The 26,326-nt window shown below is 69.2% G+C and carries 27 protein-coding genes; 12 read left to right on the top strand and 15 right to left on the bottom strand.

Annotation, left to right across the window (positions count from 1 at the left end):
- Positions 1 to 35: 35 nt before the first annotated feature.
- Complete coding sequence (locus V9K99_RS12705; protein WP_337002003.1) at positions 36 to 2,018, top strand: kinetoplast-associated-like protein; 1,983 nt, start codon at positions 36 to 38, stop codon at positions 2,016 to 2,018.
- 72 nt (positions 2,019 to 2,090) lie between these two features.
- Entirely contained in the window at positions 2,091 to 3,041 is a 951-nt protein-coding gene (locus V9K99_RS12700; protein WP_337002005.1) for a hypothetical protein, read from the top strand.
- Between the two features lie 37 nt (positions 3,042 to 3,078).
- Here V9K99_RS12700 and V9K99_RS12695 read toward each other — a convergent pair whose 3' ends face one another.
- Complete coding sequence (locus V9K99_RS12695; RefSeq protein WP_337002006.1) at positions 3,079 to 3,975, bottom strand: A/G-specific adenine glycosylase; 897 nt, start codon at positions 3,973 to 3,975, stop codon at positions 3,079 to 3,081.
- A 33-nt stretch (positions 3,976 to 4,008) separates the two neighbouring features.
- Between V9K99_RS12695 and V9K99_RS12690 the strand changes: the two genes are divergently transcribed.
- Entirely contained in the window at positions 4,009 to 4,665 is a 657-nt protein-coding gene (locus V9K99_RS12690; protein WP_337002008.1) for a hypothetical protein, read from the top strand.
- Here the strand turns inward: V9K99_RS12690 and V9K99_RS12685 are convergent.
- The 9 genes from V9K99_RS12685 to V9K99_RS12645 form a co-directional block, all read right to left on the bottom strand.
- On the bottom strand, positions 4,636 to 4,836 hold the full coding sequence (locus V9K99_RS12685) for a hypothetical protein (protein WP_337002010.1): 201 nt from the start codon (positions 4,834 to 4,836) through the stop codon (positions 4,636 to 4,638). The genes V9K99_RS12690 and V9K99_RS12685 overlap by 30 nt on opposite strands.
- Before the next feature lie 172 nt (positions 4,837 to 5,008).
- Positions 5,009 to 6,064: a DNA integrity scanning diadenylate cyclase DisA gene (disA, locus tag V9K99_RS12680; protein ID WP_337002329.1), complete on the bottom strand. Its 1,056-nt coding sequence runs from the start codon at positions 6,062 to 6,064 to the stop codon at positions 5,009 to 5,011.
- 217 nt (positions 6,065 to 6,281) lie between these two features.
- Positions 6,282 to 7,220 (bottom strand): beta-ketoacyl-ACP synthase III, encoded by a 939-nt coding sequence (locus V9K99_RS12675; RefSeq protein WP_337002012.1) that lies wholly within the window; start codon positions 7,218 to 7,220, stop codon positions 6,282 to 6,284.
- 305 nt (positions 7,221 to 7,525) lie between these two features.
- Complete coding sequence (gene radA, locus V9K99_RS12670) at positions 7,526 to 8,926, bottom strand: DNA repair protein RadA (RefSeq protein WP_337002014.1); 1,401 nt, start codon at positions 8,924 to 8,926, stop codon at positions 7,526 to 7,528.
- Positions 8,927 to 8,979: 53 nt separating this feature from the next.
- The gene (locus tag V9K99_RS12665) at positions 8,980 to 10,296 is read right to left on the bottom strand and encodes a hypothetical protein (RefSeq protein ID WP_337002016.1); all 1,317 of its coding nucleotides are present in this window, start codon (positions 10,294 to 10,296) and stop codon (positions 8,980 to 8,982) included.
- The gene (locus tag V9K99_RS12660; protein ID WP_337002018.1) at positions 10,293 to 12,065 is read right to left on the bottom strand and encodes a sugar ABC transporter permease; all 1,773 of its coding nucleotides are present in this window, start codon (positions 12,063 to 12,065) and stop codon (positions 10,293 to 10,295) included. The genes V9K99_RS12665 and V9K99_RS12660 overlap by 4 nt, the downstream gene beginning before the upstream one ends.
- Entirely contained in the window at positions 12,065 to 13,312 is a 1,248-nt protein-coding gene (locus V9K99_RS12655; RefSeq protein ID WP_337002020.1) for an ABC transporter substrate-binding protein, read from the bottom strand. The genes V9K99_RS12660 and V9K99_RS12655 overlap by 1 nt, the downstream gene beginning before the upstream one ends.
- A complete protein-coding gene (locus V9K99_RS12650; protein WP_337002022.1) occupies positions 13,302 to 13,853 on the bottom strand; it encodes a hypothetical protein in 552 nt (183 codons plus the stop codon). The genes V9K99_RS12655 and V9K99_RS12650 overlap by 11 nt, the downstream gene beginning before the upstream one ends.
- Before the next feature lie 103 nt (positions 13,854 to 13,956).
- Complete coding sequence (locus V9K99_RS12645) at positions 13,957 to 14,574, bottom strand: class I SAM-dependent methyltransferase (protein WP_337002024.1); 618 nt, start codon at positions 14,572 to 14,574, stop codon at positions 13,957 to 13,959.
- A 132-nt stretch (positions 14,575 to 14,706) separates the two neighbouring features.
- Between V9K99_RS12645 and V9K99_RS12640 the strand changes: the two genes are divergently transcribed.
- Together V9K99_RS12640 and V9K99_RS12635 are read left to right on the top strand one after the other, a co-directional pair.
- Positions 14,707 to 14,892, top strand: coding sequence for a hypothetical protein (locus V9K99_RS12640; protein ID WP_337002026.1), 186 nt, complete (start codon positions 14,707 to 14,709; stop codon positions 14,890 to 14,892).
- Positions 14,882 to 15,130, top strand: coding sequence for a GNAT family N-acetyltransferase (locus V9K99_RS12635; protein ID WP_337002028.1), 249 nt, complete (start codon positions 14,882 to 14,884; stop codon positions 15,128 to 15,130). The genes V9K99_RS12640 and V9K99_RS12635 overlap by 11 nt, the downstream gene beginning before the upstream one ends.
- Here the strand turns inward: V9K99_RS12635 and V9K99_RS12630 are convergent.
- Entirely contained in the window at positions 15,118 to 16,344 is a 1,227-nt protein-coding gene (locus V9K99_RS12630) for an MFS transporter (protein WP_337002030.1), read from the bottom strand. The two genes, V9K99_RS12635 and V9K99_RS12630, sit on opposite strands and share 13 nt — an antisense overlap.
- Positions 16,345 to 16,502: 158 nt before the next feature.
- Here V9K99_RS12630 and V9K99_RS12625 point away from each other — a divergent pair, with 158 nt between their 5' ends.
- The gene (locus V9K99_RS12625) at positions 16,503 to 17,927 is read left to right on the top strand and encodes a beta-N-acetylhexosaminidase (RefSeq protein ID WP_337002032.1); all 1,425 of its coding nucleotides are present in this window, start codon (positions 16,503 to 16,505) and stop codon (positions 17,925 to 17,927) included.
- 258 nt (positions 17,928 to 18,185) lie between these two features.
- Positions 18,186 to 19,637, top strand: coding sequence for a WS/DGAT/MGAT family O-acyltransferase (locus V9K99_RS12620; protein ID WP_337002034.1), 1,452 nt, complete (start codon positions 18,186 to 18,188; stop codon positions 19,635 to 19,637).
- On the opposite strand, the gene V9K99_RS12615 is transcribed toward V9K99_RS12620, so the two are convergent.
- Genes V9K99_RS12615 through V9K99_RS12605 form a run of 3 tightly spaced genes read right to left on the bottom strand, consistent with a single transcriptional unit; the run spans position 19,634 to position 21,139 of the window.
- Entirely contained in the window at positions 19,634 to 20,110 is a 477-nt protein-coding gene (locus V9K99_RS12615; protein ID WP_442914712.1) for an SRPBCC family protein, read from the bottom strand. The genes V9K99_RS12620 and V9K99_RS12615 overlap by 4 nt on opposite strands.
- Positions 20,097 to 20,459, bottom strand: a complete 363-nt coding sequence (locus V9K99_RS12610; RefSeq protein ID WP_337002038.1) for an ArsR/SmtB family transcription factor — start codon at positions 20,457 to 20,459, stop codon at positions 20,097 to 20,099. Before V9K99_RS12610 ends, V9K99_RS12615 begins: the two co-directional genes overlap by 14 nt.
- Positions 20,460 to 20,509: 50 nt before the next feature.
- Positions 20,510 to 21,139: a VOC family protein gene (locus V9K99_RS12605; protein ID WP_337002040.1), complete on the bottom strand. Its 630-nt coding sequence runs from the start codon at positions 21,137 to 21,139 to the stop codon at positions 20,510 to 20,512.
- A 69-nt stretch (positions 21,140 to 21,208) separates the two neighbouring features.
- On the opposite strand from V9K99_RS12605, the gene V9K99_RS12600 reads away from it, so the two are divergent.
- Positions 21,209 to 22,165 (top strand): NAD-dependent epimerase/dehydratase family protein, encoded by a 957-nt coding sequence (locus tag V9K99_RS12600; protein WP_337002042.1) that lies wholly within the window; start codon positions 21,209 to 21,211, stop codon positions 22,163 to 22,165.
- On the opposite strand, the gene V9K99_RS12595 is transcribed toward V9K99_RS12600, so the two are convergent.
- Positions 22,158 to 22,895, bottom strand: coding sequence for a hypothetical protein (locus tag V9K99_RS12595; RefSeq protein WP_337002044.1), 738 nt, complete (start codon positions 22,893 to 22,895; stop codon positions 22,158 to 22,160). The genes V9K99_RS12600 and V9K99_RS12595 overlap by 8 nt on opposite strands.
- An 87-nt stretch (positions 22,896 to 22,982) precedes the next feature.
- On the opposite strand from V9K99_RS12595, the gene V9K99_RS12590 reads away from it, so the two are divergent.
- Genes V9K99_RS12590 through V9K99_RS12575 form a run of 4 tightly spaced genes read left to right on the top strand, consistent with a single transcriptional unit; the run spans position 22,983 to position 26,292 of the window.
- A complete protein-coding gene (locus tag V9K99_RS12590; protein WP_337002046.1) occupies positions 22,983 to 23,915 on the top strand; it encodes a Ppx/GppA phosphatase family protein in 933 nt (310 codons plus the stop codon).
- Positions 23,916 to 23,951: 36 nt separating this feature from the next.
- On the top strand, positions 23,952 to 24,803 hold the full coding sequence (locus tag V9K99_RS12585; RefSeq protein WP_337002048.1) for a sugar phosphate isomerase/epimerase family protein: 852 nt from the start codon (positions 23,952 to 23,954) through the stop codon (positions 24,801 to 24,803).
- Positions 24,800 to 25,702, top strand: coding sequence for a TetR/AcrR family transcriptional regulator (locus V9K99_RS12580; RefSeq protein WP_337336389.1), 903 nt, complete (start codon positions 24,800 to 24,802; stop codon positions 25,700 to 25,702). Before V9K99_RS12585 ends, V9K99_RS12580 begins: the two co-directional genes overlap by 4 nt.
- Positions 25,702 to 26,292: an HDIG domain-containing metalloprotein gene (locus V9K99_RS12575; protein WP_337002052.1), complete on the top strand. Its 591-nt coding sequence runs from the start codon at positions 25,702 to 25,704 to the stop codon at positions 26,290 to 26,292. Before V9K99_RS12580 ends, V9K99_RS12575 begins: the two co-directional genes overlap by 1 nt.
- Positions 26,293 to 26,326 lie beyond the last annotated feature (34 nt).

The raw sequence follows: 26,326 nt of genomic DNA, 5'->3' as shown, positions 1-26,326 counted from the left end.
CGGAAAGGGGGCCGGGGATGGAATCATCTCGTCGCATGGACGCACCGCGTCTGCCCCTGACCCAGGAACCGGTCGCCGACACCGGTTCCTTTGGCGTGCGGCAAGCGGGTGGTGTGCTCGAACGGGCCCAGCGGATCGCCGACACGCTGCGCGAGCAGGCGGAGTACGAGAACGATCGCGCCCGCGAGGAAGCCGACCGGATCCGCAGCGAGAGCGAGCGGATGCAGGCGGAGGCCGAGGCGGCCGCGCGGAAGATGCGGGCCGACGCGACCTCGGCCGCGCAACGGCTGCTCAACGACGCCGAGCGCGCTGCCGAGCAACTCCGGACCGAGTCCGAGAACGAGGCCGACCGGGTCCGCACCGAGGCCGAGACGATGGCCGAGCGACTCAAGGCCGAGTCCACTGCCGAGGCCGACCGGATACGACGTGAGGCCGCCGCCGCGGCCCAGAAGCTGCAGCAGGAGTCGACCGCCGAGGCCGAGCGGGTCCGGGCCGAGGCGACCGCGATCGCCGAGCGGCTGAAGGCCGATTCGGAATCCGAAGCCGAACAGCTCCGCGCCGCGGTCGCCGAGGAGGTGGGCCGGCGCCGGGCCGATGCCGAGGCCGCGGCGGAGCAGCTGCGGACCGAGAGCCAGGCGGCCGCCGACCGGTTGCGGGCCGAGTCGCAGGCCGCGGCCGACCGGCGGATCGCGGCGGCCGAGGCCGAGGCGGCGCGGCTGAAGGAAGAGGCCGACGAGCTGCTCGAGGAGGCCCGGGAGGACCGGGAGGCCGCGCAGCAGACGATCGAGCGGGCCGGTCGCGAGGCGCAGCAGCTGGTCGCGGACGCCGGCAACCAGGCCGCGCTGGTGTCGCAGGCCGCGGTCCGCAACGAGGCCGACCTGATCGCCCGGGCCGAGACCGAGGCCGCCGACCTGCGGGCCGCGGTGGAGCGCGAGGTCGAGGCGGCCCGGGAGAAGTCCCGCGTCCAGATCGCCGAGGCACATGCCGAGATCGAGCGGCTGCGCGGCGAGAACCGGGCCGAGCTGGAGCGGCGGACCGCCGAGCTGGAGGAGACCGAGCGGGCCAAGCTGGCCGCGATCTCACTGGAGATCGACAAGCTGCGGGCCGAGGCGGTCGCCGAGATCGCCGAGCGCAAGGCCGAGGCGGAGGCCGGGAACGAGCGGCTGATGGCCGACGCCCGGGCGCAGGCCAAGCTGGTCGTGGACAGTATCGAGGCCGACCGCCGGACCGCGGCCGGCGAGGCGCAGCGGATCGTCGAGGACGCGAACAAGGCGGCCGAGGCGGCGCTCGCCGAGGCCGAGAAGCAGACCATCTGGAGCAAGAAGACGGTCGACGACCTGATCGGCGCGGCCGAGTCCGAGGCGCAGTCGATCCGGGAGCAGGCCGCCGCCGACGCGGCCGCGTTGATGCGGCAGAAGCGGGCGCACCTGCGCCGGGTGATCGGCCGGTCGACCAGCCGGCTCAAGCAGACCAAGGACGCGATCGCCCGGGAGAACGCCGAGCTGACCGCGCTGGCCGAGACCACGCTGGCGACCGCCAACCAGCAGGCCGAGGCCACGCTGGCCGCGGCCAAGCAGGAGGCGGAGAAGGTGACCGCCCAGGCGAACGCCCGGGCCGACCGGGTGAAGGTGACCGCCGCGACCGAAGCCCGCGAGATCGTCGAGCGGGCCCAGCGCCGCGAGGCCGAGGCAGAGTCCAGCACCCAGGTACTGCGCGAGCGCGCGGCCAACGATCTCGCCGACGCCCAGCGGCAGTCGCACGAACTGATCCGCAAATCCCGCGCCGAGGCCCAGCGGGTCGAGGCGCAGGCCCGCGAGCACGCCGACGACCTGCGTGCCCAGGCCCGAAAACTTCTCGCCGACGCCGAGGCGAGGGTCGCGGCGCTGAACCAGCGCCGTGATGAGATCACCAAGGAGCTCACCCAGCTTTCGGGTGTGATCGAGGCACTCGCTGTACCGGGATTCCGTCCAGGTGGTGGAATGTCCTCCAGCGAGGGTTCCACGGGGGAATCAGGATGAGGACGTGACAGTCAGATCCTTGTCAGTGACAATGTGTGATCCACCCACCCACCGAAGTGAGCATCAGAAGACATGAGCAGTGAAAGCCCAACCCCGTTCCGCACCGTTCTGCGTGGCTACGAGCCTGCCCAGGTGGACCAGCACATCCGTGAGCTGACCACCTCGCTGACCGCGCTGCAGCAGCAGTCCGAGCAGCTGCAGCGGCACGTGCAGGAGCTGCAGACCCGGACGGACGCCGCCGAGTCGGCCGTCATTTCTGCGCAGGAGGAGAGCAAGGACCGCGCCCCGACGTTCACCGAGTTCGGTGAGCGGGTCGCCAAGATCCTGTCGCTGGCCGACGACGAGGCCCGTGATCTGGTCACCCGCGCCCGCACCGACGCCGAGGCGATCGTCGCCGACGCCGAGGCGCACGCGAAGAAGGTCCGCAAGGAGGCCGAGCAGTACTCCCTGGACTGGAAGAGCGAGGTCGACGCCGAGGCTGCCCGCATCCTGGAGGAGGCGCGCACCCAGGCCGACGACATGCGGGACGAGGCCGAGCGCGACGCCACGGCCCGGCGCAGCGAGGCTCAGGCGCTGTACGAGCAGGAGCGGGCCAAGTCCGCTCAGGCCGCGGCCGCGTTCGAGACCACCCTGGCCGAGCGCCGGGGCAAGGTCGAGCAGGAGTTCGCCGCCCGGACCGCGCTGGCCGAGCAGCAGCTGGCCGCCGTCACCGACCGCGCCGCCCAGGTGCAGCGCGAGGCCGACCGCTCCCGCTCCGAGGCGGAGCGGCTGGCCCAGCAGCAGCTGGCCGACGCGAACCGGCAGGCCCAGGAGATCGTCGCCGCCGCGAAGGACAAGGCGGAGCGGATCCGGGCCGAGTCCGAGCGCGAGCTCGCCGCCGCGACGCAGCGCCGCGACAGCATCAACGCGCAGCTGACCAACGTCCGCCAGATGCTGGCGACGCTGTCCGGCAGCCCGGCGATGCCGCTCGACCTGCTGACCGACGACGACGAAGAAGCCACCACCGGCAGCAAGAAGAACTGAAGAACGCGCTGAGGGCCGGTCCGGTAGGGCCGGCCGCTCAGCTTGGCAGGCGGTAGCGGGCGCGTGGGAGAGGTTCGACCAGGCCGTCCGCTACCAGGCCGTCCAGGGCGCGTTCTCGTTGCGCCTTGTCGTGCCAGCAGGCGTCCAGTGCCTTCTTGGGTACGGCGTCCGACGTAGCGCGGAGCACGGCCAGCAGACGACCGCGGACCTGGCGGTCGGTGCCTTCATACGTCTGCCCTCGGCGCGGCGGACCGTCGTACGGCGGACTGCCGGCGAGGACCCAGGCACACCGGCCCCGGATCGGGCAGTCGCCGCACTTCGGCGTACGCGCGGTGCAGACCAGTGCACCGAGTTCCATCGACGCCACCGCCCAGCGGGCCGCTGTCGGCTCGTCAGCGGGCAGCGCGGTCACCGCAAGCCGCTGGTCGGCCGCAGTGGGGGAGATGGCCGGCTGAGCGACGCCAGTGACAGCTCTCGCGAGCACTCGGCGCACGTTGGTGTCCACGACCGCGTGCCGCTGGCCGAACGCGAAGGACGCGATGGCAGCTGCCGTGTAGGTCCCCACACCGGGCAGAGCGAGCAGCGCTTCGTGGTCGTCCGGTACCTCGCCGCCGTGGCGCTCCACGATCGCCTGAGCCGCCGCGTGAAGCCGCAGAGCACGTCTGGGGTACCCGAGCCGGTCCCAAGCCCGCACAGCCTCTCCTGGCGGCTCTGCAGCCAGGTCCACCGGCTTCGGCCACCGCTCCAACCAGGACTGGTACGCCGGCAGCACCCGACTGACCGGAGTCTGCTGCAGCATGAACTCACTCACCATCACCGCCCACGCGCCAACCCCTGGTTCGCGCCACGGCAGCACCCGGGCATTGGCGTCGTACCACTGCAGCACGGGGCGGTGCAGCGCGGCAGCTACGGGTAGGAGCGGCGAGCCTGACATGGTGAGGACAATCCTGACATTAGGGTCAGCTTCATGAGCAGCCTGCTCCGTCCGGTCGGGCACCTGCCCGCCAGCGTGTACTGGTTCCGCCGGGGACTGGTGCTTGCTGTTCTGGCGCTGCTGCTCTTCCTGGTCCTCCGGCTGTTCGGGGGCGGCGAGGACCCGCAGAACACGGCCGCCACCGGCCCGCAGCAGGACCCGACGACGGCTCCAACGGTCGCACCCACCACGACACCGACGGCGAGCGGGAAGCAGACGGAGAAGAAGACCGAGAAACCGGTCAAGACGTCGGAGACGCCCCGGGACACCAAGTGCGAAGGCAACGATCTGAAGATCGAGGCGCTGCCCGCCGCCCGCAAGATCGTGTCCGGCTCGGTGCTGAACTTCGTGATCCAGTTCGAGGCGGTCTCGGACGAGTGCAAGGCCGCGATCGACTCCGGCGAGCTGACCGTCACGGTGATGTCGGGCAACGACCTGATCTGGACCACAACGCATTGTGGGCAAGCGATTCAGCGCACCACCCTAGTGGTTGCCAAAGGCAAGCAGGCGGCCACCACGGTGCCATGGAACGGCCGCCGTTCCGGGCCTGGCTGCCTGCCCGGTCAGCCGGTGGCCAAGCCCGGAACCTACATCGTCAAGGCAGTCTTCGACGACCGTGAGTCAACTGCGCAGGCCTTCCAGGTCGTCTGACCCTGCCGTCGGAGCCCGCTGCATGTGCTGCGGTTTGGCGAACAGCAGAACCGCCAGCATGCCCAGCAGCAGCACTGCGGCCGGCAGCATCAGCGACTGTGCCATCGAGTCGCTGAACCCCTGGTGCATCGCCTCTGGCAGCGGCCCACTCGAGGGCCCGTGTCCGCTCACCTCAGTGCGCCGTCGCCAGCTGCACGCCCCGCGAACTGTCTTGTTGTTCCTCGGCCGCGCGGCAGCACAGTCTGTCCGCCGATGGAGTGGCGTGGTTGTCGGGTGGGCGGCCCTCCGGAGGCGGCAGGAGAACTGCCGCCGCCGAAGGCGGTGTCCGATTGGGTGTTGCGGGTCAGACGTAGCGTTCGAGGATGCTGGATTCGGCTAGGCGGGAGAGGCCCTCGCGGACGGTGCGGGCTCGGTTCTCGCCGACGCCTTCGACCGTCTGCAGGTCGTCGATGCTTGCCGCGAGCAACTTCTGTAGGTGGCCGAAGTGGTCGATCAAACGGTCGATCACGGCGCCCGGCAGCCGCGGCACCTTGGCCAGCAGGCGGTACCCGCGCGGCGTCACGGCCGCGTCCAGCTGCTCGGCCCCGCCGAGCTGCAAAGCCCGCGCGACCTGCCCGATGTCCAGCAGGTCCGTCGGGCTGACCGCGTCCAGCTCGAGCAGTACGTCGTCCGCAGTCTTCGCCTTCCGACCAGTCGCCGGCGGCAGATAGTCCCGGACGACGAGCTCGCGCTCACCGGCGACACCGGCGACGAGCTCGTTGAGCTGCAGGGTGAGCAGTCGGCCGTCGGTGCCGAGCTCGACGACGTACCCGTCGATCTCGGTGGCGATCCGCCGTACCATCTCCAGCCGCTGGGCGACCGCGGCCACGTCGCGGACGGTGACCAGGTCCTCGATCTCGAGGGCGGACAGCGTGCCGGAGACCTCGTCGAGGCGCAGCTTGTACCGCTCGAGGGTGGCGAGGGCCTGGTTGGCGCGGGACAGGATCGCGCCGGAGTCCTCCAGCACGTACCGCTGGTCGTCGACGTACAGCGCGATGATGTGCATCGACTGCGACACCGAGATCACCGGGAACCCGGTCTGCCGGGCGACCCGGTCGGCGGTGCGGTGCCGGGTGCCGGTCTCCTCGGTGTGGATCGACGGATCCGGCATCAGGTGTACGGCGGCCCGGAGCATGCGGGAGACGTCGCGGTCCAGGATGATCGCGCCGTCCATCTTGCTCAGCTCACGCAACCCGGTCGCGGAGAACTCTACGTCGATCTCGAAGCCGCCGGTCGAGATCGAGTCGACCGTCTTGTCGTGACCCAGGACGAGCAGGGCGCCGGTACGCCCGCGCAGGATCCGTTCCAGGCCTTCGCGCAGTTCGGTACCGGGTGCCACCGCCGCGAGGGTCGCGCGCATCCGGGCGCCGGTGCTGTTCTTGTCGGAATTGGGGGCCACGGTCACTGAGTCTATGCGGTTGTCCGGACGCGGTGGGCCCGAAGTTCCCAGCTACCGGCCGGTCGGCGGCCGCCGCATCGGCAGCCCTTGCACGTGCGCGTGCAAACGCCCGTGCACGTGACACGTGCAGGCCGATCTCCCGCGTGAATCGTCCGGATCCGGCCCGACTGCTGAGCCGTCACGGACAGCGGATGACCTGACCGGCGTAGGACAGACCGCCACCGAATCCGAACAACAACACCGGCGCGCCGCTCGGGATCTCGCGCCGTTCGACCAGTTTCGACAGCGCGATCGGGATACTCGCGGCCGAGGTGTTGCCGGACTCGACGACGTCCTTGGCGATCACCGCGTTGACCGCGCCGAGCCGCTTGGCCAGCGGCTCGATGATGCGCAGGTTGGCCTGGTGCAGGACGACGCCACCGAGGTCCTCGGGGGCGATCCCGCTCTTCTCGCAGACCTGCTTGGCGATCACCGGCAGCTGGGTCGTGGTCCAGCGGAAGACGCTCTGGCCCTCCTGGGCGAACTTCGCGTCGTGCCCCTCGATCCGGACCGCGTCCGACATCTCCGGCACCGAACCCCAGACCACCGGGCCGATCTCCGGCTCGTCGGTCGCTACCACCACGGCCGCGCCGGCGCCGTCACCGATCAGCACACAGGTGGTCCGGTCGGTCCAGTCGGTGAAGTCGCTCAGCTTCTCCACGCCGATGACGAGCGCCTTCGAGGCCGCGCCGGCCCGGATCGCGTGGTCGGCGGTCGCCAGCGCGTGCGCGAACCCGGAGCACGCGGTGTTCACGTCGATGGCGGCCGGGCTGCCGAGGCCGAGCCGGTTGGCGACCCGGGCGGCGATGTTGGGGGAGCGGTCGATCGCCGTACAGGTCGCGACCACGACGTAGTCGATCTCGGCCGTGTCGATCCCGGCGTTCGCGACGGCCTTCTCGGCGGCCCGCCAGGCCATCTCGTCGACCTGCTCGTCGGGTGCGGCGATCCGGCGTTCGCGGATGCCGACCCGGCTCTGGATCCACTCGTCGCTGGTCTCCACGATGGTGGCGAGCTCGTCGTTGGTCAGCACCCGCTCGGGCTGGTAGTGGCCGAGCGCGACAACTCTGGAACCGGTCATCTGAGGGCTCCTGCAGTCAACCGGACAACGCCGGTGGGGTCCCAGGTTCCACGCTGAACCCGGCGGGGGCCTCCCCAGACTACGTTCCCGGCCGCACCCCCGTGGATCCCTCGTCTCACGGATGTGCGCCTAAACACATTGAGCCTCGATCCGTGGACTCTGCCGCGCTGCGCGGCACTCGGCGGGCACATCGCGGCGTTGGAGGACGAGGCACGGAGAACCCCATTCCGAGCCTCGCCCTCCGCCTTGCGCTGCACTCCGCCGAGCACCTGCTCGCTGCTGCCAGGATCCACGGATCGAGGCTCTCAGGTGAGCCCGGCGGCGAGCAGTGCCGACGGGAGGTCGGGGGCGGCGAAGACGCGCAGGCCGTACTTGGCCTGCATGTCCATAGGCTTCAGCTCTTTACCGCGGTTCGGTACATCGGCAGGAACGATCGCCTTGGTGAACCCGAGCCGGGCGGCTTCGGCCAACCGCTTCTCCAGGCCGCCGACCCGTCGTACCTCACCGGCCAGGCCGACCTCGCCGATCGCGATCAGGCCGGGATGGATCGGCCTGTCCATCACCGACGACGCGACCGCGATCGCGACCGAGAGATCCGCGACCGGCTCGGTGATCTTCACCCCGCCGACGGTGGCGACGTACACCTCCTGGTCGGTCAGCTTCAGACCGACGCGATTCCCGAGTACGGCGAGGATCATCGAGACCCGGGACGACTCCAGCCCGGACGTGGTCCGGCGCGGCTGTGGCGCCGCCGACGGTCCGACCAGCGCCTGGACCTCGGCCAGCAACGGCCGCCGGCCCTCCATCATCACCGTCACACACGTCCCCGCGACCGGCTCGGCGTGCTCGGAGACGAACAGGCCGGTCGGGTCGGTGACCTCGACGATGCCGGTGTCGACCATGTCGAAACAGCCGACCTCGTCCGACGGGCCGAACCGGTTCTTCGTCGCCCGCACCATCCGGAACCCGGAGTGCCGGTCGCCGTCGAACGCGAGCACGACGTCGACCAGGTGCTCGAGCATCCGCGGACCCGCGATCGCGCCGTCCTTGGTGACGTGCCCGACCAGCACGACCGCGATGTGCCTTTCCTTGGCCAGTCGAACAAGCGCTCCGGTGACCTCGCGGACCTGCGTCACGCCACCGGGCGCACCGTCCACCTCGGGATGCGCCATCGTCTGCACCGAGTCGATCACCAGGAACGAAGGCTCGACCGCATCGACCTGGCCGACCACCGCAGACAGGTCCGTCTCGGCCGCGAGGTACAGCTCGTCGACCAACGCGTCGGTCCGCCCGGCCCGCAACCGCACCTGGGCAGCAGACTCCTCACCCGAGACGTACAGCGTCCGTTCACCCCGTCGAGCCGACTGCGCCGCAACCTCCAGCAACAGCGTCGACTTGCCCACCCCGGGCTCACCGGCAAGGAGAATCACAGCACCCGGTACGACGCCGCCGCCGAGCACGCGGTCGAGCTCACCGATCCCGGTCGGGCGGGACTCGGCCTCGATCGCGGACACCTTGGCGATCGGCATCGCGGGCGAGGAGACCGGACCGGCGGTGATCCGGGCGGCCTTGGGCGCACCGACCTCGGCGACCGTGCCCCAGGCCTGGCACTCGCCACACCGGCCGATCCACCGCGGCGTCGTCCACCCACACTCCGAACACGCGAACGCCGGCTTTCCCTTCGTGCTCCCCGCTGCCTTCGCCATGCCGAACAACCTAGGCGAAGCCGCCGACAAATCCCGGGCGGCTGTCCACAGGGTCAGCGAAAGTGGTCCCTGAGCTTGATGAGCCGCCGGCGGATCCAGCCGACGTGGGTGACCGGGTCGGGGTCCGGGCCGACCTCCGGCGGCTGCCCGCTCTGGCGTGCGGCCTCGAGGTACGTCGTCAGCAGTTCGCTCTCGGACTGACGCAGCTCGGCACTCTCCTCGAGCTGCTTCAGGGCTTTGCCCAGCTCACCCGCGACGACGTCGGCCGACCCCAGATGCTGCAGGCACCGCGCGCGGCCCTCGCTCTCGTCGATCTCGGCGTACAGGTGCTCAGCGTGCTTCCACCAGCTCTTGGCCTCGCGCGGGCTGCCTTGCATCCAGGCAGCGACACCATGCAGTTCGAGCGCGTGTGCATGGCCGCTGATGTCTCCAGCGGCGGTGGCGCGGGCAGCCGCCGTACGGAGGTGGTCGTGCGCGGTCTCGGGGTCCTGCTGGTACAGGCAGACGATCGCGAGGTTGATGGAGATCGCCACCTCGGCCGCCAGGTCAGGACCCGGTCGACTCAGCCGTGCATCGTCCAACCGGTCACGTGCGTTCAGCACAGCCTCATCGCGATCGTTCCCGGTCGGCGCCTTCTCCGCCCGTTTCAGGTGCAGCAGTGCCCGCTCTACCTGCCGACGGGTCGTCATCGCGGCCGCAGTACGACTGTTCGTGGCCACGTTGTTCGAGGTACCCAGTCGGCTGCTCGCAGTCTCCACGTCACCCTTCAGCCGGTACGCCGTCGCTTCCCGGGCGGCAGCGAGTTCCGCAAGGTCACGCCGCCCGCTCGCGTCGGCAATAGCAGCCAGGGACTCACTCAACTCCAGCAGCGCCGTAGGGTCGCGTCGGCGCAAATACCAGACCTCCAACGCGTCACAGATCCGGGCGAGGTCGTCAGCGGTCTCGTCACGCGCCTTCTCCGTCCGCAGCAGGTCCCGCAGCCGCGACTCGTTCAGTGAGAACCACTCGGCCGCAGCCATCCCACCGGCACCCGAGCCGAGCGAGACCAGCCACCGCTCCGCCTGCTCCGCTGCGCTGTGAAGCTCCGGAGCAGGTACGGCGACCACACCGCCCTGCCGCCATTGCCGGTACATCCGCAGGGCGACTGGAATGTCGTAGTACGCCCAGACCACCGCACAGCCGATTGCGACGGCGAGACCCACCACTCGGACCCAGCCGCCGCTGTCGAGACTGTCCGACAGTCTCTCGCCCAGAAGCCCGGTCACGAGTCCCGACGCGAGCGCACTGCGGCCGAAGAAGCCACCCCGCTTCCGGTTCTGCTGGTCCTCGGTTTTCGGAGTGCTCTTCGTGACCGGCGCGGGCTCCGTCATGGCTTGCCCCCAACCGTCAGCCCACGCACAACCGTCTGCCAGAACGACAGCATCAGCACCACTGGTACGACGGAAGCCACCACACCGGCAGCGGCGACAGTCCCGGCCGACGCGGAGAACTGCCGAGCCTCACCCCACAACACCAGCGACAACGGCGTCGTACCGGGGCCACTGATCAGGAAGCCGACGATGAAGTCGTTCCACACCAGTGCGAACTCCAGCACCGCAACAGCAACCAGTGCAGGCCGATACGTGCGCTGCACTGTCGCCAGTACGGCGCTCTGACGCGCAGGCCCCTGCAATGCCTCGGACACCAAGGCCGGTGGTGCCGACGCGAACGCAGACCGCAGCAACAGTACGGCGAATGGCAGACCAGCAGCCGCATGTACCAAGGCCAACGCGACCCGCGAACCGGCCAACCCCGCCGCACCGATCGCATCCCGCAACGGAGCGGCGTACATCTGCACCGGCGTCACGGCCAGCACCACGAACACAGACGTCACCACACGCCCCAGCCACTTCGGCAGCCCACCCCACGCGACCAGGTAGGCAGTCGGTACGGCGATCACCAGCACCACAGCCGTGGCCGCGCCGGCGATCAGCACTGTGGACAGGAGCGCCCGGAACAGCCCGATGTTCGCGGCAGCGGCGAACGACGAGAACCCGAGTCCCGACAGGGACCACCAGCCTCGTAGTCCAGCCTCACGTGGTGAGTGCAATGCGGTCGCAACCAACACCACAGCCGGCAGGACCCACACCAGGCTGACAACAAAGCCGACAGTCCACCCGATGCGCCGTATTCGCTTGCTGGGCTTCGGTCGACCCAACGACGGATCAGGTGTCACCACAGCCACCGGCATCGCCCACCGGCGCCGCCGCAGACCACGTACGCCGGCCACCCCGACAGCAGCCACGATCGCGAACAGCACCACACCGAGAGCCGCAGTACGACCCGGGTCATCACCTGTCGTGGTCGCACGCCACCAGTTCAGCCCCAGTACGTCGGCAGACCGCTGCATCGGCCCGGGTACGACGATCAGCACCAAGTCGAAGACCCGGACTGCTGCAATCACGAGGGTCAGCGTCACCACGCCAGTGATTGGCCGGAGCAGCGGGATCTCCAACGCGAACAGCCGTCGCCAACCGGTGACACCCTCCGCGGCGATCGTGCGGCTCACGTCGTCCGGTATCGCGTCCAGACCGGCGCGGAACAACGAGACGACGTACCCGAGCCAGGTCCAGCCGAAGGCGGACACCAGGACGAGCCAGACCAGGCCGGGACCGAGCCAGACCGGGCTCGACCCGAACAGCGAGGTCCAGACCGCGGTCACGGTGCCGCGTTCGGGTGCCGGGTCGAAGATCAGCCGGAACGTCGCCCCCGACACCAGCACCGACACCGCGAACGGCATCACCAGGGCGGGCTGCAGGAACGACGTCACTCCGGGCAGCCGATAACTCAACAGGGCCAGAAAGAACCCGACGACCACCAGCCCGAACGCGACCCCGACCCAGATCAGACTGTTGCCTACGGCCCGTAATGCGTCCGGGTCGCCCATCACCGCGAAGTTGCCGAAGCCGAAACCGCCCGGTGTCCGGAACGCCGCGACCACCGTCACCGCGATCGGGATCAACAGCAGACAGCTCAGCAGCAACGCCGGCAGGACGAGTAGATAGGGAACGGACGGTCGGTGCGGCTTGCCGGCCACCGGGCGACCGCTCACCTCCCGGCCGACGACCTCGAGCGACAGGCCGTTGCTCTGCAAGCCCATCAGCCCTCCACCTTCCGCAGTTCGATCATCGCCGCGTCCACGGCATCAGATACGACGTCACTGCCGCGGTCGCCGATGCGAACGAGGAAGTCGGTCAGGACTCGCCACAGTCCATTGATGTCTCCGAGCCGTCCGAGCCGGTCGGACAGGTCGAACTGCAGCAGCCCGCCGGACCCCGACAACTGCTCGGCGAGCCGGGTGAGCTCAGGGGAGTAGCCGGAAGCCCGTCCGTCGACAAGGAATCCGCCGTCCTTGATCCACGGGTCCGCAGCGGCTGGTGCGGACAGTCGTCGTACCAGATCGAGGGCGTCGTCCGAGGCGGGCTTCGGGAGCACCATGACGTCACCGCCCACCACGACAGGCGCTGCCGCGCCCGGTGCGAGTGCTGGGAAGGTGAACAGGCCGACGTCGTCGGGGTCTGCGGCGAACGACCGCACCACAGGCTCCGCGAAGTCGGAGGCCAGGACCATGGCGGCTCTGCGGTGGCCGAACACCTCGACAACCGCGTCAGGGAACTGCTGCACAAGCGACCGCTCCACACCACCAGCCAGTGCATGCGGAGTCGACCACATCGTCCCCAGCAGGCGAAGTGCTGCAGCGACCTGCGGTTGGCGGGATGGATGCGGGCTGTCGGCCGTCGCGAGTGCTGCGTAGACAGAGGGCGCTATGCCGAGCAGCACGTTCTCGAAGAAGTCGGTGAGCACCCAGCCGTCCCCGGCGGCCAGTGACAGCGGCCGGACGCCAGCACGGGACAGCGTCCTGTTGACAGCCAGCCACTCCGACCAGAGTCGTGGCGGCTCGACGCCGACCTTCCGGAAGACCGAGGGGCGATACCAGACCGCAGACTTGTGCGCCGTCTTGAACGGCACCCCGTACGTCGATCCGTCGTGTACCAAGAGCTCAGCCCACAGACGGGCTCGTCCACGATCCGCAACGTCGTCCGGGATCGGCTCGAGGCTGCGGAGGTGACGGGGGACCAGTCCGGGCTGCGGCAGCATCACGATGTCCGGCCGGCGGGTAGAGCGCGCGCCGAAGGCCGTGGAGATGTCGTCGCCCAGTGGTACGACCTCCACCGGGTAGTCCAGCTTGCCGAGGCCGTCGAGGACGTCGTGGAACGCCCGCAACTCCTGTCCACTCCAGCTCACCGCTACGCGCACACTGCGACGCAGACCGAGGACATCACTCGAACACCCGGTGACCAACAGCGTCGCCGCCGTACCCAGGAACGCCCGACGACTACGTTGCATCGCGGAAGCCCGTCGTACGTTCAGGATCGGTCGTGATGAGTACCAGTGCTGCTCTCTTGAGTTCGGGGTTGGGCTGGAGGCCGAAGAGAGACGTCCACGTCGGCAGACCGGCGGCGTCTTCCAGCACGATCACCCGTGGCTCGGCGCGGAGTGCTCGGGCCACACCGGCCAGTCGACGACGGCCTGGCGTGATCTCGTGCGGGTGGCGATGCAGCACGTCCTCCAGGCCGCACCACTTTGCTGTCTGGGTGCTGAGGCTCTCGGCAACCTCACGGGTCACGCGGTGAGCCACTGTGTGCCCGTGGATCACATTGCCGAGCACAGTGAGGTGTGGGAGCAGTCCGCCTTCGGCAGGTACCAGCCGGACCGGACCGCCGGTCGTGACGACCGCGCCGTCAGGCGGATCCTCCACACCGATCACCAGGTCGGCCAGGCGACGGGCCGCGGCGGCAGTGGGCATCACCAGGGCTCGCTGCTCACCTACCTCGACCAGGACGTTCTCCGGCAGATCAGGTATTCGTTCGAGCCTCAGTCCGTCCATCCGTGGCTGGCGCCTCCCCAGTGGCCCCGTCGAGTGGTTCGTCAACCCTATGGGGACGGGAGGGCCGTTCGCAGGCCTCGCCGCGCGCCGTTTCAGAAGATGTTCAGAAGGTTCTGCTCCACAGGTTGACCGCGTAGTCGACCTCGGCGCCGACGTGGGAGGCGATGATCCGCTCGGCGTCGGCTGGGGTGAACTCGATCCGCACCACTGCCTCGAAGTCCGCCCGGCTCTCGAACCGCCAGCCCATGTCCAGCCGGGTCCGGTGCCAGCCACGCGCGGTCCAGAACCGTTCCACCACGGGCGGTTCGATCATCGGGTACGCAGCGCTGAACCACCGCCCGAACGTCGACCGGCTCCCGTCGTTGTCGATCACGAACGCGGTCCCGCCACGTCGCATCACCCGGTCCAGCTCGGCCAGTCCCGGTTCGCAGCCCGGCCCGAAGAAGTACGCCCAGCGCGCGTGCATCACGTCGATCGACGCGTCCGGCACCGGCAACCGCTGCGCCGTACCCTGCCGCACCTCGACATTCCCCAGCCGTCCGGTACGACGCCGGGCCGCCTCGGCCAGCGCGCCATGGGGCTCGACACCGATCACCCGGGCCGCGGTCGCGGCGAACATCGGCAGGTGGAACCCGGTCCCGCACCCGATGTCGAGCACCGTCGCCCCGGCCCAGTCCCGGATCGCCCGCATGGCCGGCTCGATCACCCCATCCGGATCCACCGCCCGATTCTCAACCTCATACACCTTCGGGTGGTGCCAAATGTTTGGACTCGGAATCCCACCGTCCGCGATGCTCACCCCTCAGACCTTAGTTGCCTTGCCAACGGCAACCGCGATTGACGGAGGGCTTCGATGCATCGGCGTGACTATGCGGGTCCCGCGGATCTGCGGGCGATGCAGGAGTTGGTTCAGCGGACTTGGAGTGAGCGGTCCCGCCTGCACATTGGCGACGTTGCCTGGCAGCGGGCTTCCATGTTCAGTCGGGCGGACACCTGGCGGACGGCACTGTGGGAGGACGACGGTCAGGTTGTGGCCTAGGGGTGGTGCTCGGAGAGCTCGATCCGGCCTGGTCGAGCCGGTCGGCTGCGATCCGGCGTACCGGCGTCGTGGGTTCGCTCAGGCGGTCAACCTCGCCGCTCTGCACGCGGTGCGGGACGCGGGTGCTGTCGAGGCCTTGGTCTGCCCGCGCGGGGACGACGGTTATCCGAAGGCGCGCAAGCTCTACCAGAGCATCGGGTTCCGGCCCGGTGCCCGCACTGTCACTTACGTTGCCTGAGGCAATCGTTGCGGTGTGGTCGCGGCCAGTACGGCGACCGGGATGAGGAGCAGACCGCAGCCGACGGCAAGCCAGTGGAAGCCGAAGTAGGCGAGGATCGGGCCGGAGGCGACGCCGGCGATCGAGGCGAGCACACCCATGGTCAGGTCGGAGAGACCCTGCGCTGACGTGCGGATGTCCTCAGGGACCGAGCGCGACAGCAGGGTGGACCCGGCAACCAGACAGGCTGACCAGCCGAGCCCCAGCAGGAACAGCGCCACCCCGGTCATGGCGTGCGCCTCGTCAGGTGCCAGGGCTGCGATTGTCATCGCAATGGCCAGCACACCGAGACCGATGCCGATGGTGGGGATGCGGCCGAGGCGGTCGGCCAGCCAGCCCGTCAGCGGGGACAGGGCGAACATGCCGGCGACATGTCCGCTCAGCACGAAGCCAACGATCGTCAACGAGGCACCGTGGTGCGTCAGATGCACTGAGGTCATCGACATCACCCCGACCATCACCGCGTGGGCCGTTGCGATGGCCAGCAGCCCCAGCCGGGCGTGCGGGACGGCCACGACCTGGCGGAACGTTGCCGCGAGTGGCTGCCGTTCCAGCTTCACCTTGGGCGTGACGTGATGCAGCCGACGCAGACCGAACCACACCGTGGCCACGCCGATGCCGAAGGCGATCACCGAGAAGATGTACGGACCGGCGAGCGCCAAGAGGCCGACCGACGTACCGACCGAGCCGCCGACTCCGGTCAGGTTCGGTCCGACGACCACACCGATGGTGGTCGCCCAGACGACCAGCGCCAGCGAGCGTGCGACGTGATCCGGATCAGCGGCGTCAGTGGCGGCGTACCGGGACTGCAGGTTGGAGGCCGAGCCGCTGCCGAACAGGCACCCGGCGAACAAGAGCAGGACGAGAGAGTCCACCTGGGCAGCGACGATGGTGAGCAGTGCACCGGAGAAGGCGATCAGGTAGCCGGTCGTCAACGAGATGCGACGCCCACGCGACCGTGCCAACCGAGCCAGCGGTACGGCGAGAAGTGCAGCGCCCAGAGTGGTCGACGTGGCAGCCAGACCGGCCAGCGAGGTCGAGCCGGAGATGTTCTCCGCCAGCAGACCGGTCACAGCGAACCCACTGGCCGCCGCCACCCCACCCAGCGCGTTGCTGGCCACCAGGACCCGAAGAGTGGTCCGCTGTAGATCGGCAGGTCTCTGGTCGGTGGTCACTGGCTCACCTTCTCATCAAGCTGACCGGTAAGGCAGGTGGATTTGCGTGTTCGGCACCGTTCTCAGCATTCGAGTTGCACGCACTTCCGAACATGGACGGCGCCGATTCCCGCTTATAGGATCGTCTTGACGTAATTCGACCCCCTTGGAGTCCCCGGATGCCCGACATCGCGATCGTCCCTGCCCCGCGCGAACTCACCCTCACCGAAGCTCAGTGGATCGCCGAAGACCCGATCGCCGAGGCGGTTCGGACGGTGGTGGAGAACCTCGGTGAGACGGAGTACCGCATCGACGTGACTCCGGACGGTGCCCGGCTCTCGGCCGGTTCCGAGGATGCGCTCCGGCACGCGGAGACGACGTACGAGCAGTTGCTGGATGCCGCCGTACCGGCCGAGGACGGGAAGGTGGCGGTGCCGGCCGTGCACATCGCGGACGCGCCGCGGTTCGGCTGGCGCGGGATGATGCTCGACGTCGCACGGCACTTCATGCCGAAGGAGTTCGTGCTGAAGGTGCTCGACGTGATCGCCCTGCACCGGATGAACGTGCTGCACCTGCACCTCACCGACGACCAGGGCTGGCGGGTCGAGATCGAGGCGTACCCGAAGCTGACCGAGGTCGGTGCGTGGCGGCCGGAGACGATGGTCGGGAAGATGTCGCACGGCCAGACCGACTTCACCTACGACGGGACCCGGCACGGCGGTTTCTACACCAAGGACGACCTCCGCGAGATCGTCGCGTACGCCGCCGAGCGCGGGATCACCGTGGTCCCGGAGATCGATCTGCCGGGTCACATGCAGGCGGCGATCGCGGCGTACCCGGAGCTCGGCAACTTCCCGGAGACTCAGCTCGGGGTGCGGCAGGTGTGGGGGATCAGCGAGGACGTCCTGAACGTGAACGACGCGACGGTCGAGTTCGTCCGGACCGTGCTGCGTGAGGTGCTGGAGATCTTCCCGTCGCCGTTCATCCACCTCGGCGGGGACGAGTGCCCGGCCGAACAGTGGCGGGATGCGGAGGACGCGCAGAAGCGGCAGGCCGAGCTCGGGTTGTCCGAGGCGAGCCAGCTGCAGGGGTGGTTCACCGCTCAGGTCGCGTCGGTGCTCGCCGAGGAGGGGCGCCGGCTGGTCGGCTGGGACGAGATGGTCGAGACCGACTGCCCGAAGGACGCGGTCATCATGGCGTGGCGCAGCGCGGAGCGTGGTGAGGTCGCCGCGAAGGCCGGCCACGAGGTGGTGATGGCGCCGTGTGAGTCGGTGTACTTCGACTACTACCAGGGTGAGCCGGCGACCGAGCCGCTCGCGATCGGTGGATTCATCCCGCTGGAGAAGGTGTACGACTTCGAGGTGATCCCGTCCGGTCTGAGCGCCGAGGAGGAGGCCCGGATCGTCGGCACCCAGTGCCAGATCTGGACCGAGTACATGGAAGGCCCCGACCAGGTCGGCTACATGCTCCTCCCACGCCTGTCCGCCTTCGCCGAACGCGCCTGGGGCTCCCCGAAGACGTCGTACGACGACTTCCTCACCCGCCTCCGCCCGCACCTGACCCGGATCGAGCGCATCGGGGTGAATTACCGCCCGCTCGACTGATCCTCTGCCGGCGCCCTCCGTCCGATAGTTGTTGAGGCGGTAACCAAATCTGGGTGAAGGGTGTTGGGGAGGTGTAGACGACCTGGGGCACGGCGGCAACGATGAAGTGCCGGGAACCAGGTTGGGAGCGGGAGGGACCATGACCGTATTGATGCCACGCCTCCGGCGCGGCGGGTCATGGGGCTTTGACTCCCGGCCTTCCCTCGTCACTCCAGTCGCTTCGCTCCCTCCGCTCCTCAGTCCAGGCCGGGAGGCCCCATGACCGCGGTGGGGCCGCTGGACGCTATGTTCCTGCTCGGGGAGAGCCGTGAGCAGCCCATGCACGTCGGTGGGTTGATGCTGTTCGAGTTGCCCGAAGGGGCTGGGCGGGATCACGTGTTCCCGGAAGGCTCGCGGGACTACGTGCCGCGGCTGTACCAGGAGATGGTCGCGGCGCAGGCGGTGAATCCGTTGTTCGCGCGGCGGGTGCGGAACCGGGCGCTCGACCTCGGGTACTGGTCCTGGGAGCAGGACGACGAGATCGATCTCGAGTACCACGTGCGGTTGTCGGCGCTGCCGCGGCCGGGGCGGTATCGGGAGTTGTTCGAGCTGACCAGCCGGCTGCACGGCACGCTGCTCGACCGGCATCGGCCGCTGTGGGAGATGCAGTTGATCGAGGGCGTGGAAGGACGCCGGTTCGCGATCTACAGCAAGATCCACCACTCGATGATCGACGGCGTGACCGCACTGCGCTGGATGCAGGACACGCTGACCACAGACTCGACCCGCACCGGTATGCCCGCGACCTACGCCCTACCGAGTGCTGAGCCACCAAGTAGGACCGGTGCTGTGGATGCCGGCGGCATGCCGACCGGAGCCGAGTTGCTGGCGGCGATCGGCCGAGTGCCGGGGCGGACCCTCGGTGGTGCCGCGCAGGCGGCAGGCGGCGCCGCTCGCGTTCTGGCCGACTTGGCCGGCCTCACGCCGGTCGGGTTGAAGAGCTTGCTGCATTCGACCACCCCGTTCCAGGCGCCGCGGACGATCCTCAACCAGTCGATCACCGGAGCGCGTCGGTTCGCCGCGCAGTCGTGGCCGATCGAGCGACTGGAGAAGGTCCGCGCGATCACCGGCGCGACCCTCAACGACGTGATGCTGGCGATGTGTTCAGGTGCCCTGCGCAACTATCTGCTCGAGCTGAACGCCCTGCCGGACAAGGCGTTGACGGCGATGGTCCCGGTGTCGCTGCGCGGAACCTCCGACGCACCCGGTGGCGGGAACTCGCTCAGCACGTTGATCGCCGACCTCGCCACCGACGAGGTGGACCCGGACCGCCGGATCCGCCGCATCATGGCGTCGACCAGCTACAGCAAGGGTGTGCTGTCCGCACTGAGCCCGCTGCAGAACCTGATGATCGGCGCCCTCGGCTTCGGCGTCGCCGGCCCCGCCGCCGTCCTGCCCGGTGTGGCCGGCCGTACGACGCCGCCGTACAACGTGGTCATCTCCAACGTGCCCGGCCCGGCCGAGAGTCCGCTGTACTGGAACCGGTCACGCCTGCTCGGCATGTATCCGGCCTCCATCGTGCTGAACGGGCAGGCGCTGAACATCAGCGTGACCAGCTACGATCACCAGCTGCACTTCGGCCTGACCGGTTGCCGCCGGACCGTGCCGCACCTGCAGCGCCTGCTCGTCCACCTCGAGACCTCACTCGCCGACCTCGAGAACATCCACTAGGCAAGCAGTGCGTCGATCTGGCTGACAGCCTGCTCCAGACCCTCGGCCATCCCCATGCCGATCAGCTGATCCATCTGCTCCCGCGAGTCGAACGTCGACCGCAGTTCCATCCGGGTGCCGCCGTCGTACCCGCTGAGCTCCATCCGGACCGTGTTGGTCGGCATCCCCTCGACCGGCTTGCCGTCGGCGTCCGCGAAGGCGTCGATGAACTCCAGCGACTTGGGCGGGTCGACCGCCGTGAGCTGCCAGCGGCCGTGGTACTTCTCGCCCTCCGGGCTGGTCATGTAGTACGCGACCTCGCCGCCGGCCGTCAGGTCATGCTCGACCATGGTCGCCGGGTGCGTCGGCGGTCCCCACCAGCGCTCGAGCAGCCGCGGGTCGGCCCACAGCTCCCAGACCCGCTCGGCGGTCGCGTCGAAGTCGGCGATCAGGGTCAGGGTCAACGCATCGAAATCCTTGTCAATGCTGGTCACGCTCATCGTTCTGGTTCCCCTCGGTATCGGTCTCGGTCAGCAGGGCCGACATCCGGTCCACCCGCCCACGCCAGGTCGCTTCGAGCTGGTCGAGTGCCTCGCGGGCTCGCCGTACGGCGTCGACGTCGGTGCTCACCAGTTGCTCCCGGCCACTGCGTTGTTTGGTGACGAGCCCGGCCCGTTCGAGGACGGCGACGTGCTTCTGCACCGCCGCGAAGCTCATCGGGTACGCCTCCGCCAGCCGCGACACCGACGCCTCGCCCACCAGGCAGCGCCGGACGATATCGCGCCGGGTCGTATCGGCCAATGCGTGCAGCAACCGGTCCACGACCATCTCATCTACAACCATTTGGTTGTACGTTAGGCGTGCGACAGGACCAGGTCAAGGGGTACGACGTTTTACAGCCGAACCGTGCCGTTCGGGGTCTCGAAGACGGCCGAGACCAGGCCGGGCTGGCCGTTGGGACGCCAGTCGACGTCCAGGTCGTCGAGCAGGTGGTCGGCCGGGTGCCCGATCCAGTCCGTCACCCGGTTCGGGTCGCCGGCGATCTCCAGCGCGGTCAGCTTGATGCCCTTGCCGCCGGTCGACGGGTGCTCGCTGAGGTCGTCCCAGTGCACGAAGAACGGCAGTTGCGGGTCGGCGATCAGGCCCTTCACGCCGATCTGCCGCCAGGTCAGGTTCACCCCGTCCGGCCGGTGCCGGTTGCCGGGCACCGCCTCCCGGCCGAGGCGCTTCTCCATCCGCTCCATGTCGCGGACCGCCACCACCCAGCCGAGCCAGCCGCCGCCGAGCTCCTTGCGGGCGCGCACCGCCTGACCGAACGGCGCCTTGTCGGAGGCCGGGTGGTCCAGCACGTCGACGACCTCGATGTAGCGGTCGTTCTCCAGCGGCAGGATGTGGTTCACGGTGCCGAATCGTGGATGCACCCCACCGTCGACGAACTCGGCGCCCAGCAGCGCGGACAACCGTTCGAGTGTCGCCGGGCAACCATCGGGCCCGCACGCGTACGACAGATGATCCAGACGCATGTCAGTCATTCTGTCCCCCACCACGGACAGTCGCCGACCCGGGGGTGTCGCGGACTACTCTGGGGGACCATGCGCACAGTCGTCATTGGTGGCACCGGTCATATCGGTACGTACCTGGTTCCCGAGCTGGTGCGGCTCGGGCATGAGGTTGTCGTCCTCAGTCGCGGCGAGCGATCGCCGTACCAGTCGGATGGCGCCTGGAGCCGGGTGCGGATGATCCAGATCGATCGCGACGCGGAAGATGCCGAGGGCACCTTTGGTACTCGTGTCGCCGAGCTGGAGCCCGACGTCGTCATCGACCTGATCTGCTTCACCGAGGACAGTGCGCGGCAGTTGGTGGACGCCCTGGAGGGAAAGATCCAGCACCTGCTGCACTGCGGCACGATCTGGGTACACGGCCCGAGCATGACCGTCCCGACCCGGGAGGATGCGCCGCGCAAGCCCTTCGGCGACTACGGCGTGCAGAAGGCGGCGATCGAGGCCTACTTGCTCGGCAAGGCGCGCCGCGACGGGCTGCCGGTCACGATCGTCCACCCGGGTCACATCAGCGGACCCGGCTGGACGCCGATCAACCCGGCGGGAAACCTCGACCTCGCCGTCTTCGAGAAGCTCGCCCGCGGGGTCGACGTACTGCTGCCGAACCTCGGCCTGGAGACGCTCCACCACGTGCACGCCGCCGACGTGGCCGGGGTCTTCCTCGCCGCGATGGCGAACCGTTCGGTCGCGATCGGCGAGAGCTTCCACGCGGTCGCGGACGGTGCGATGACCCTGCGCGGGTACGCCCATGGAGTCGCGGAGTGGTTCGGTCAGGAAGCGCGGCTCGGTTTCCTGCCCGTCGGCGAGTTCCAGGCCACGCTGCCGAAGCAGGACGCGCAGGCCACCTGGGATCACATCGAGCACAGCCCGAACTGCTCGATGGAGAAGGCGGCTCGACTGCTCGGTTTCCGGCCGCGCTACTCCGCGCTCCAGACGTGTCTGGAAGCCATCGGCTGGCTGGTCGACAACGGGAAGATCGCGACTACTTAGACGCTGGGTGCGGCAAGAGCCGGCCGGCTTCCAGGTATTCACGGCAGTACGCCGCCAGTACGTCGTACGCCTTGTGGCCCATCAGGGTCTGCAGCTCGACCTTGCTGGACTCGAAGACGGCCTCGACACTGATGTGGGCCTCGGTGTTGCCGGTGCAGTACCAGTCCAGGTCGTGCCCGCCCGGACCCCAGCCGCGCCGGTCGTACTCGCCGATCCCGACTTCGGTGTACGTCGTACCGTCCGGCCGCTCGACATCGCGGAAGGTCCGGCGGATCGGCAGCTGCCAGCAGACGTCCGGCTTGGTCTCGACGAAGTGCACGCCCTTCTTCAGCGCCAGCCCGTGCAGTGCACAGCCGCCGCCACCGGGGAAGTCGGGCCGGTTCAGGAAGATGCAGGCGCCGTCCCAGACTCGGGTCTTGCGATCGCCCTCGTCGTCGGTCTCGACCCAGCCGTTCTTCCGGCCCTCCTTGCGGTACTGCCAGTCGTCCTTGGTCAGCTCCTTGACGTACGCCTTCACCCGCTTCTCGTCGTCATCGTCGGAGAAGTGCGCCCCGAGGGTGCAGCACCCGTCGTTCGGCCGGCCCTTGTAGATGCCGCGGCAGCCACCGCCGAAGATGCAGGACCAGTTGGACGTCAGCCAGGTCAGGTCGCAGCGGAACACCTGGTCGGGGTCTTCCGGATCGATGAACTCGACCCAGGCGCGGGGAAAATCGAGAGAAACCTCAGGCACCTGGAAAGCGTACGCGCGAAAGCCCTCTAACTGTGAACGAAGACTCCACATCGCGCTGATGTTCCGGTGGTCCAGTAGCGTGAGGGTATGCGGCTCGGCGTACTCGACGTGGGATCCAACACCGTCCACCTGCTCGTAGTGGACGCTCATCGCGGTGCCGCGCCGTTGCCGGCGTACTCGCACAAGACCGAGCTCCGGCTGGCCGAGCACCTGGACCAGGACGGCAAGATCGCCGAGTCCGGGGCCGACGGGCTGGTGTCGTTCATCACCGAAGCCGCCGAGCTGGCCGAGGACAAGGGCTGCGAGTCGGTGCTCGCGTTCGCCACCTCCGCGCTGCGCGAGGCGCCGAACGGCGAGAAGGTCCTGGACCGGGTCCGCAAGCAGACCGAGATCGATCTCCAGGTGCTGACCGGTGAGGACGAGGCGCGGCTGACGTTCCTCGCCGTACGACGCTGGTTCGGCTGGTCGTCTGGCCGCCTGGCGGTGTTCGACATAGGAGGCGGGTCGCTGGAGATCGCGGCCGGGTCCGACGAGGAGCCGACGGTCGCGGTGTCGGTTCCGCTCGGTGCCGGCCGGCTGACCCGCGAAGGGCTGGCCGCCGACCCGCCGGACAAGGACGCGGTCCGGGCGCTGCGGAAGCGGATCCGGATCGAGATGGCCGCGGTGGCCGGCACCGTCCTGCGGGCCGGCAGACCGCAGCGCGCGGTGGCCACCAGCAAGACGTTCCGGTCGCTGGCCCGGATCTGCGGGGCCGCACCGTCCGACGACGGGCCGTACGTGCCGCGCGGGCTGAACCGGGATGACCTGGCCGACTGGATGCCGAAGCTGACCAAGATGTCCGCGGCCGAGCGGGCCGCGCTGCCCGGGGTGTCGGCCGGCCGGTCGTCGCAGCTGCTGGCCGGCGCGATGGTCGCCGACGCGGTGATGGACCTGTTCGACCTGTCCGCGCTCGAGGTCTGTCCGTGGGCGCTGCGGGAAGGTGTCATCCTGTCCCGGCTCGACCAGTTGGATCCCCGATGAAGCACCACCCCTGACGAACCACCGCGAAGGCACCAGATGAGCACCAGCAAGACCGCCCGGATCGGCCTGTCGACCGCGTCTGTCTACCCCGAGTCGACGGCGAGCGGGTTCGAGCTGGCTGCCCGGCTCGGGTACGACGGCGTCGAGGTGATGGTCGGCATCGACCCGCTGAGCACCCAGATCGACGCGATCCAGCGGCTGGTCGACTACCACCAGCTGCCGGTGCTGGCGATCCACGCCCCGTGTCTGCTGATCACGCAGCGAGTCTGGGGCACGGACCCGTGGGAGAAGCTGGAGCGCAGTGCCGAGGCCGCGAAGGTGCTCGGCGCCGACGTGGTCGTCGTACACCCGCCGTTCCGCTGGCAGCGGGACTACGCGCGCGGGTTCGTCGAGGGGATCGCGCGGCTGGAGGACGAGACCGGGGTCATCTTCGCGGTCGAGAACATGTACCCGTGGCGCGCGCCTGGCCGCGGCCTGCAGGCGTACGCGCCGAGCTGGGACCCGACCGAGCAGGACTACGCGCACACCACCCTCGACCTGTCGCACTCGTCGACGGCCGAGCAGGACTGTGTCGAGCTCGCGACGACGATGGGCAAGAGCCTCACCCACATCCACCTCACCGACGGCACCGGCTCGGCCAAGGACGAGCATCTGGTGCCCGGTCGCGGTACCCAGCGGGCCGCCGATCTGCTGAACAACCTGGCCAACCAGGACTTCCGCGGCCACATCATCATCGAGATCAACACCCGGCGTGCGACCAGCCGGTCCGAACGCGAGGTCGACCTGGTCGAGTCGCTCGAGTTCACCCGCAAGCACTTCGTCCGCACCTCCCGGCGATCCTCCTTCGCCGTCACCCCCGAAGGAGAGATCTCGGAGCTCACCACATGACCCGACCCTCGGCCGGCGGTACGGCGAAGCCGGCATCCGGCCGCGGTACGGCGAAGTCGCCGCCCGCCGGTGCTGCGGGGAAGCCGGCCGACGCAGGTACGGGGAAGTCGGCCGCCGGTGGTGCGGGGAAGTCGGCCGCCGGTGGTGCGGGGAAGTCGGCCGCCGGTGGTGCGGGGAAGCCGGCCGCCGGTGGTGCGGGGAAGTCGGCCGCCGGTGGTGCGGGGAAGTCGGCCGCCGGTGGTGCGGGGAAGCCGGCCGCCGGTGGTGCGGGGAAGCCGGCCGACGCAGGTACGGGGAAGTCGGCCGCCGGTGGTGCGGGGAACGGGCGGCCCGGGCGTCGTCCGGGTGGGCCCGACACTCGTGGTGAGATCGTGCGTGCGGCCCGGGATTCCTTTGCCGCCAAGGGTTTCACCGCCACCTCGATCCGCGCGATCGCCCGCGAGGCCGGTGTCGACGCGGCCCTGGTGCATCACTACTTCGACAGCAAGGACGAGCTGTTCATCGAGTCGATGGCGCTGCCGGTCGACCCTCGTCAGGTGGCCGCGCGAATCGTCGACGGCCCGCGGGACGAGCTCGGCCGGCGGATCGCGACCGTGTTCCTCGGCGTCTGGGAGTCGCCCGACGGCCAGCAGCGAATGAAGGCGATCTTCCGCAGCGTGGTGAGCAGTGACGAGGTCGCCAGGATCATGCGCGAGGGCATCACCCAGATGATCATCCAGCCGGTGTCGCGCACCCTCGACGTACCCGACGCCCAGCTCCGCGTCACCCTGGCCGCGACCCAGCTCATCGGCATCGCGATGGCGCGCTACCTGGTCAACCTCGAGCCGGTCGCTTCCGTCGACCTCGCCACCTTGATCGACCGCCTGGGCCCCGTCCTGCAGCTCCACCTCACCGGCTGATGCGGATCCCGACCGACCGCGAGATCCGTGCCCTGCATCGCGATCACGCCCCGACCCGCGAAGCCTTCGCGTCGGTGTACCACCACTGCGAGCTCGTCTGCCAGATCGCCGAACAGTTCTTCACCGGCCTTGACGTCGACACCGATCTGGTCCGCGCCGGTGCGCTCCTGCACGACATCGGGGTGTACCGCCTCTACAGCCCGGCCGGTGAACTCGAGGTAGCGGGCTACGTCCGGCACGGCGTACTCGGGCATGAACTCCTGCAGGACTTGGGATTCCCCGACGAGATCAGCCGCTTCTGCTCCCGGCACACTGGCGTCGGCATCACGCGTGACGACGTACGACGGCAGTCGCTGCCGATCCCGGTCGACGACTACACCCCCAGATCGCCCGAGGAGGAGCTCGTCATGTACGCCGACAAGTTCCACAGCAAGCGGACACCGCCGGTCTTCGTCTGCGGCGACACGTACGCCGGCGGGGTCGGTCGCTGGGGCGCGGACAAGGTGGTCGCGTTCGACAGCCTCCGCCGCCGGTACGGCGACCCGGACCTGGAGCCCCTGAGCTCCACCGCCGGCCACACGGTGATCTGAGGGACCGAAGGACAGGACGTACTGGCTCCACGGG

It is taken from the genome of Kribbella sp. CCNWLW201, assembly GCF_037203805.1.
Classification (GTDB): Bacteria; Actinomycetota; Actinomycetes; order Propionibacteriales; family Kribbellaceae; genus Kribbella.
The sequence above is the reverse complement of the archived record's forward strand: the minus strand, read 5'-3'. Positions and strand labels throughout refer to the sequence as shown.

What these genes read in the sequence shown, in the direction of transcription:
- V9K99_RS12705 (WP_337002003.1), top strand. Translation starts at nt 36, where the DNA reads ATGGACGCACCGCGTCTGCCCCTGACCCAGGAACCGGTCGCCGACACC.
- V9K99_RS12700 (WP_337002005.1), top strand. Translation starts at nt 2,091, where the DNA reads ATGAGCAGTGAAAGCCCAACCCCGTTCCGCACCGTTCTGCGTGGCTAC.
- V9K99_RS12695 (WP_337002006.1), bottom strand. Translation starts at nt 3,975, where the DNA reads ATGTCAGGCTCGCCGCTCCTACCCGTAGCTGCCGCGCTGCACCGCCCC.
- V9K99_RS12690 (WP_337002008.1), top strand. Translation starts at nt 4,009, where the DNA reads ATGAGCAGCCTGCTCCGTCCGGTCGGGCACCTGCCCGCCAGCGTGTAC.
- disA (WP_337002329.1), bottom strand. Translation starts at nt 6,064, where the DNA reads ATGCGCGCGACCCTCGCGGCGGTGGCACCCGGTACCGAACTGCGCGAA.
- V9K99_RS12675 (WP_337002012.1), bottom strand. Translation starts at nt 7,220, where the DNA reads ATGACCGGTTCCAGAGTTGTCGCGCTCGGCCACTACCAGCCCGAGCGG.
- radA (WP_337002014.1), bottom strand. Translation starts at nt 8,926, where the DNA reads ATGGCGAAGGCAGCGGGGAGCACGAAGGGAAAGCCGGCGTTCGCGTGT.
- V9K99_RS12665 (WP_337002016.1), bottom strand. Translation starts at nt 10,296, where the DNA reads ATGACGGAGCCCGCGCCGGTCACGAAGAGCACTCCGAAAACCGAGGAC.
- V9K99_RS12660 (WP_337002018.1), bottom strand. Translation starts at nt 12,065, where the DNA reads ATGGGCTTGCAGAGCAACGGCCTGTCGCTCGAGGTCGTCGGCCGGGAG.
- V9K99_RS12655 (WP_337002020.1), bottom strand. Translation starts at nt 13,312, where the DNA reads ATGCAACGTAGTCGTCGGGCGTTCCTGGGTACGGCGGCGACGCTGTTG.
- V9K99_RS12650 (WP_337002022.1), bottom strand. Translation starts at nt 13,853, where the DNA reads ATGGACGGACTGAGGCTCGAACGAATACCTGATCTGCCGGAGAACGTC.
- V9K99_RS12640 (WP_337002026.1), top strand. Translation starts at nt 14,707, where the DNA reads ATGCATCGGCGTGACTATGCGGGTCCCGCGGATCTGCGGGCGATGCAG.
- V9K99_RS12625 (WP_337002032.1), top strand. Translation starts at nt 16,503, where the DNA reads ATGCCCGACATCGCGATCGTCCCTGCCCCGCGCGAACTCACCCTCACC.
- V9K99_RS12620 (WP_337002034.1), top strand. Translation starts at nt 18,186, where the DNA reads ATGACCGCGGTGGGGCCGCTGGACGCTATGTTCCTGCTCGGGGAGAGC.
- V9K99_RS12610 (WP_337002038.1), bottom strand. Translation starts at nt 20,459, where the DNA reads ATGGTTGTAGATGAGATGGTCGTGGACCGGTTGCTGCACGCATTGGCC.
- V9K99_RS12605 (WP_337002040.1), bottom strand. Translation starts at nt 21,139, where the DNA reads ATGCGTCTGGATCATCTGTCGTACGCGTGCGGGCCCGATGGTTGCCCG.
- V9K99_RS12600 (WP_337002042.1), top strand. Translation starts at nt 21,209, where the DNA reads ATGCGCACAGTCGTCATTGGTGGCACCGGTCATATCGGTACGTACCTG.
- V9K99_RS12590 (WP_337002046.1), top strand. Translation starts at nt 22,983, where the DNA reads ATGCGGCTCGGCGTACTCGACGTGGGATCCAACACCGTCCACCTGCTC.
- V9K99_RS12585 (WP_337002048.1), top strand. Translation starts at nt 23,952, where the DNA reads ATGAGCACCAGCAAGACCGCCCGGATCGGCCTGTCGACCGCGTCTGTC.
- V9K99_RS12580 (WP_337336389.1), top strand. Translation starts at nt 24,800, where the DNA reads ATGACCCGACCCTCGGCCGGCGGTACGGCGAAGCCGGCATCCGGCCGC.
- V9K99_RS12575 (WP_337002052.1), top strand. Translation starts at nt 25,702, where the DNA reads ATGCGGATCCCGACCGACCGCGAGATCCGTGCCCTGCATCGCGATCAC.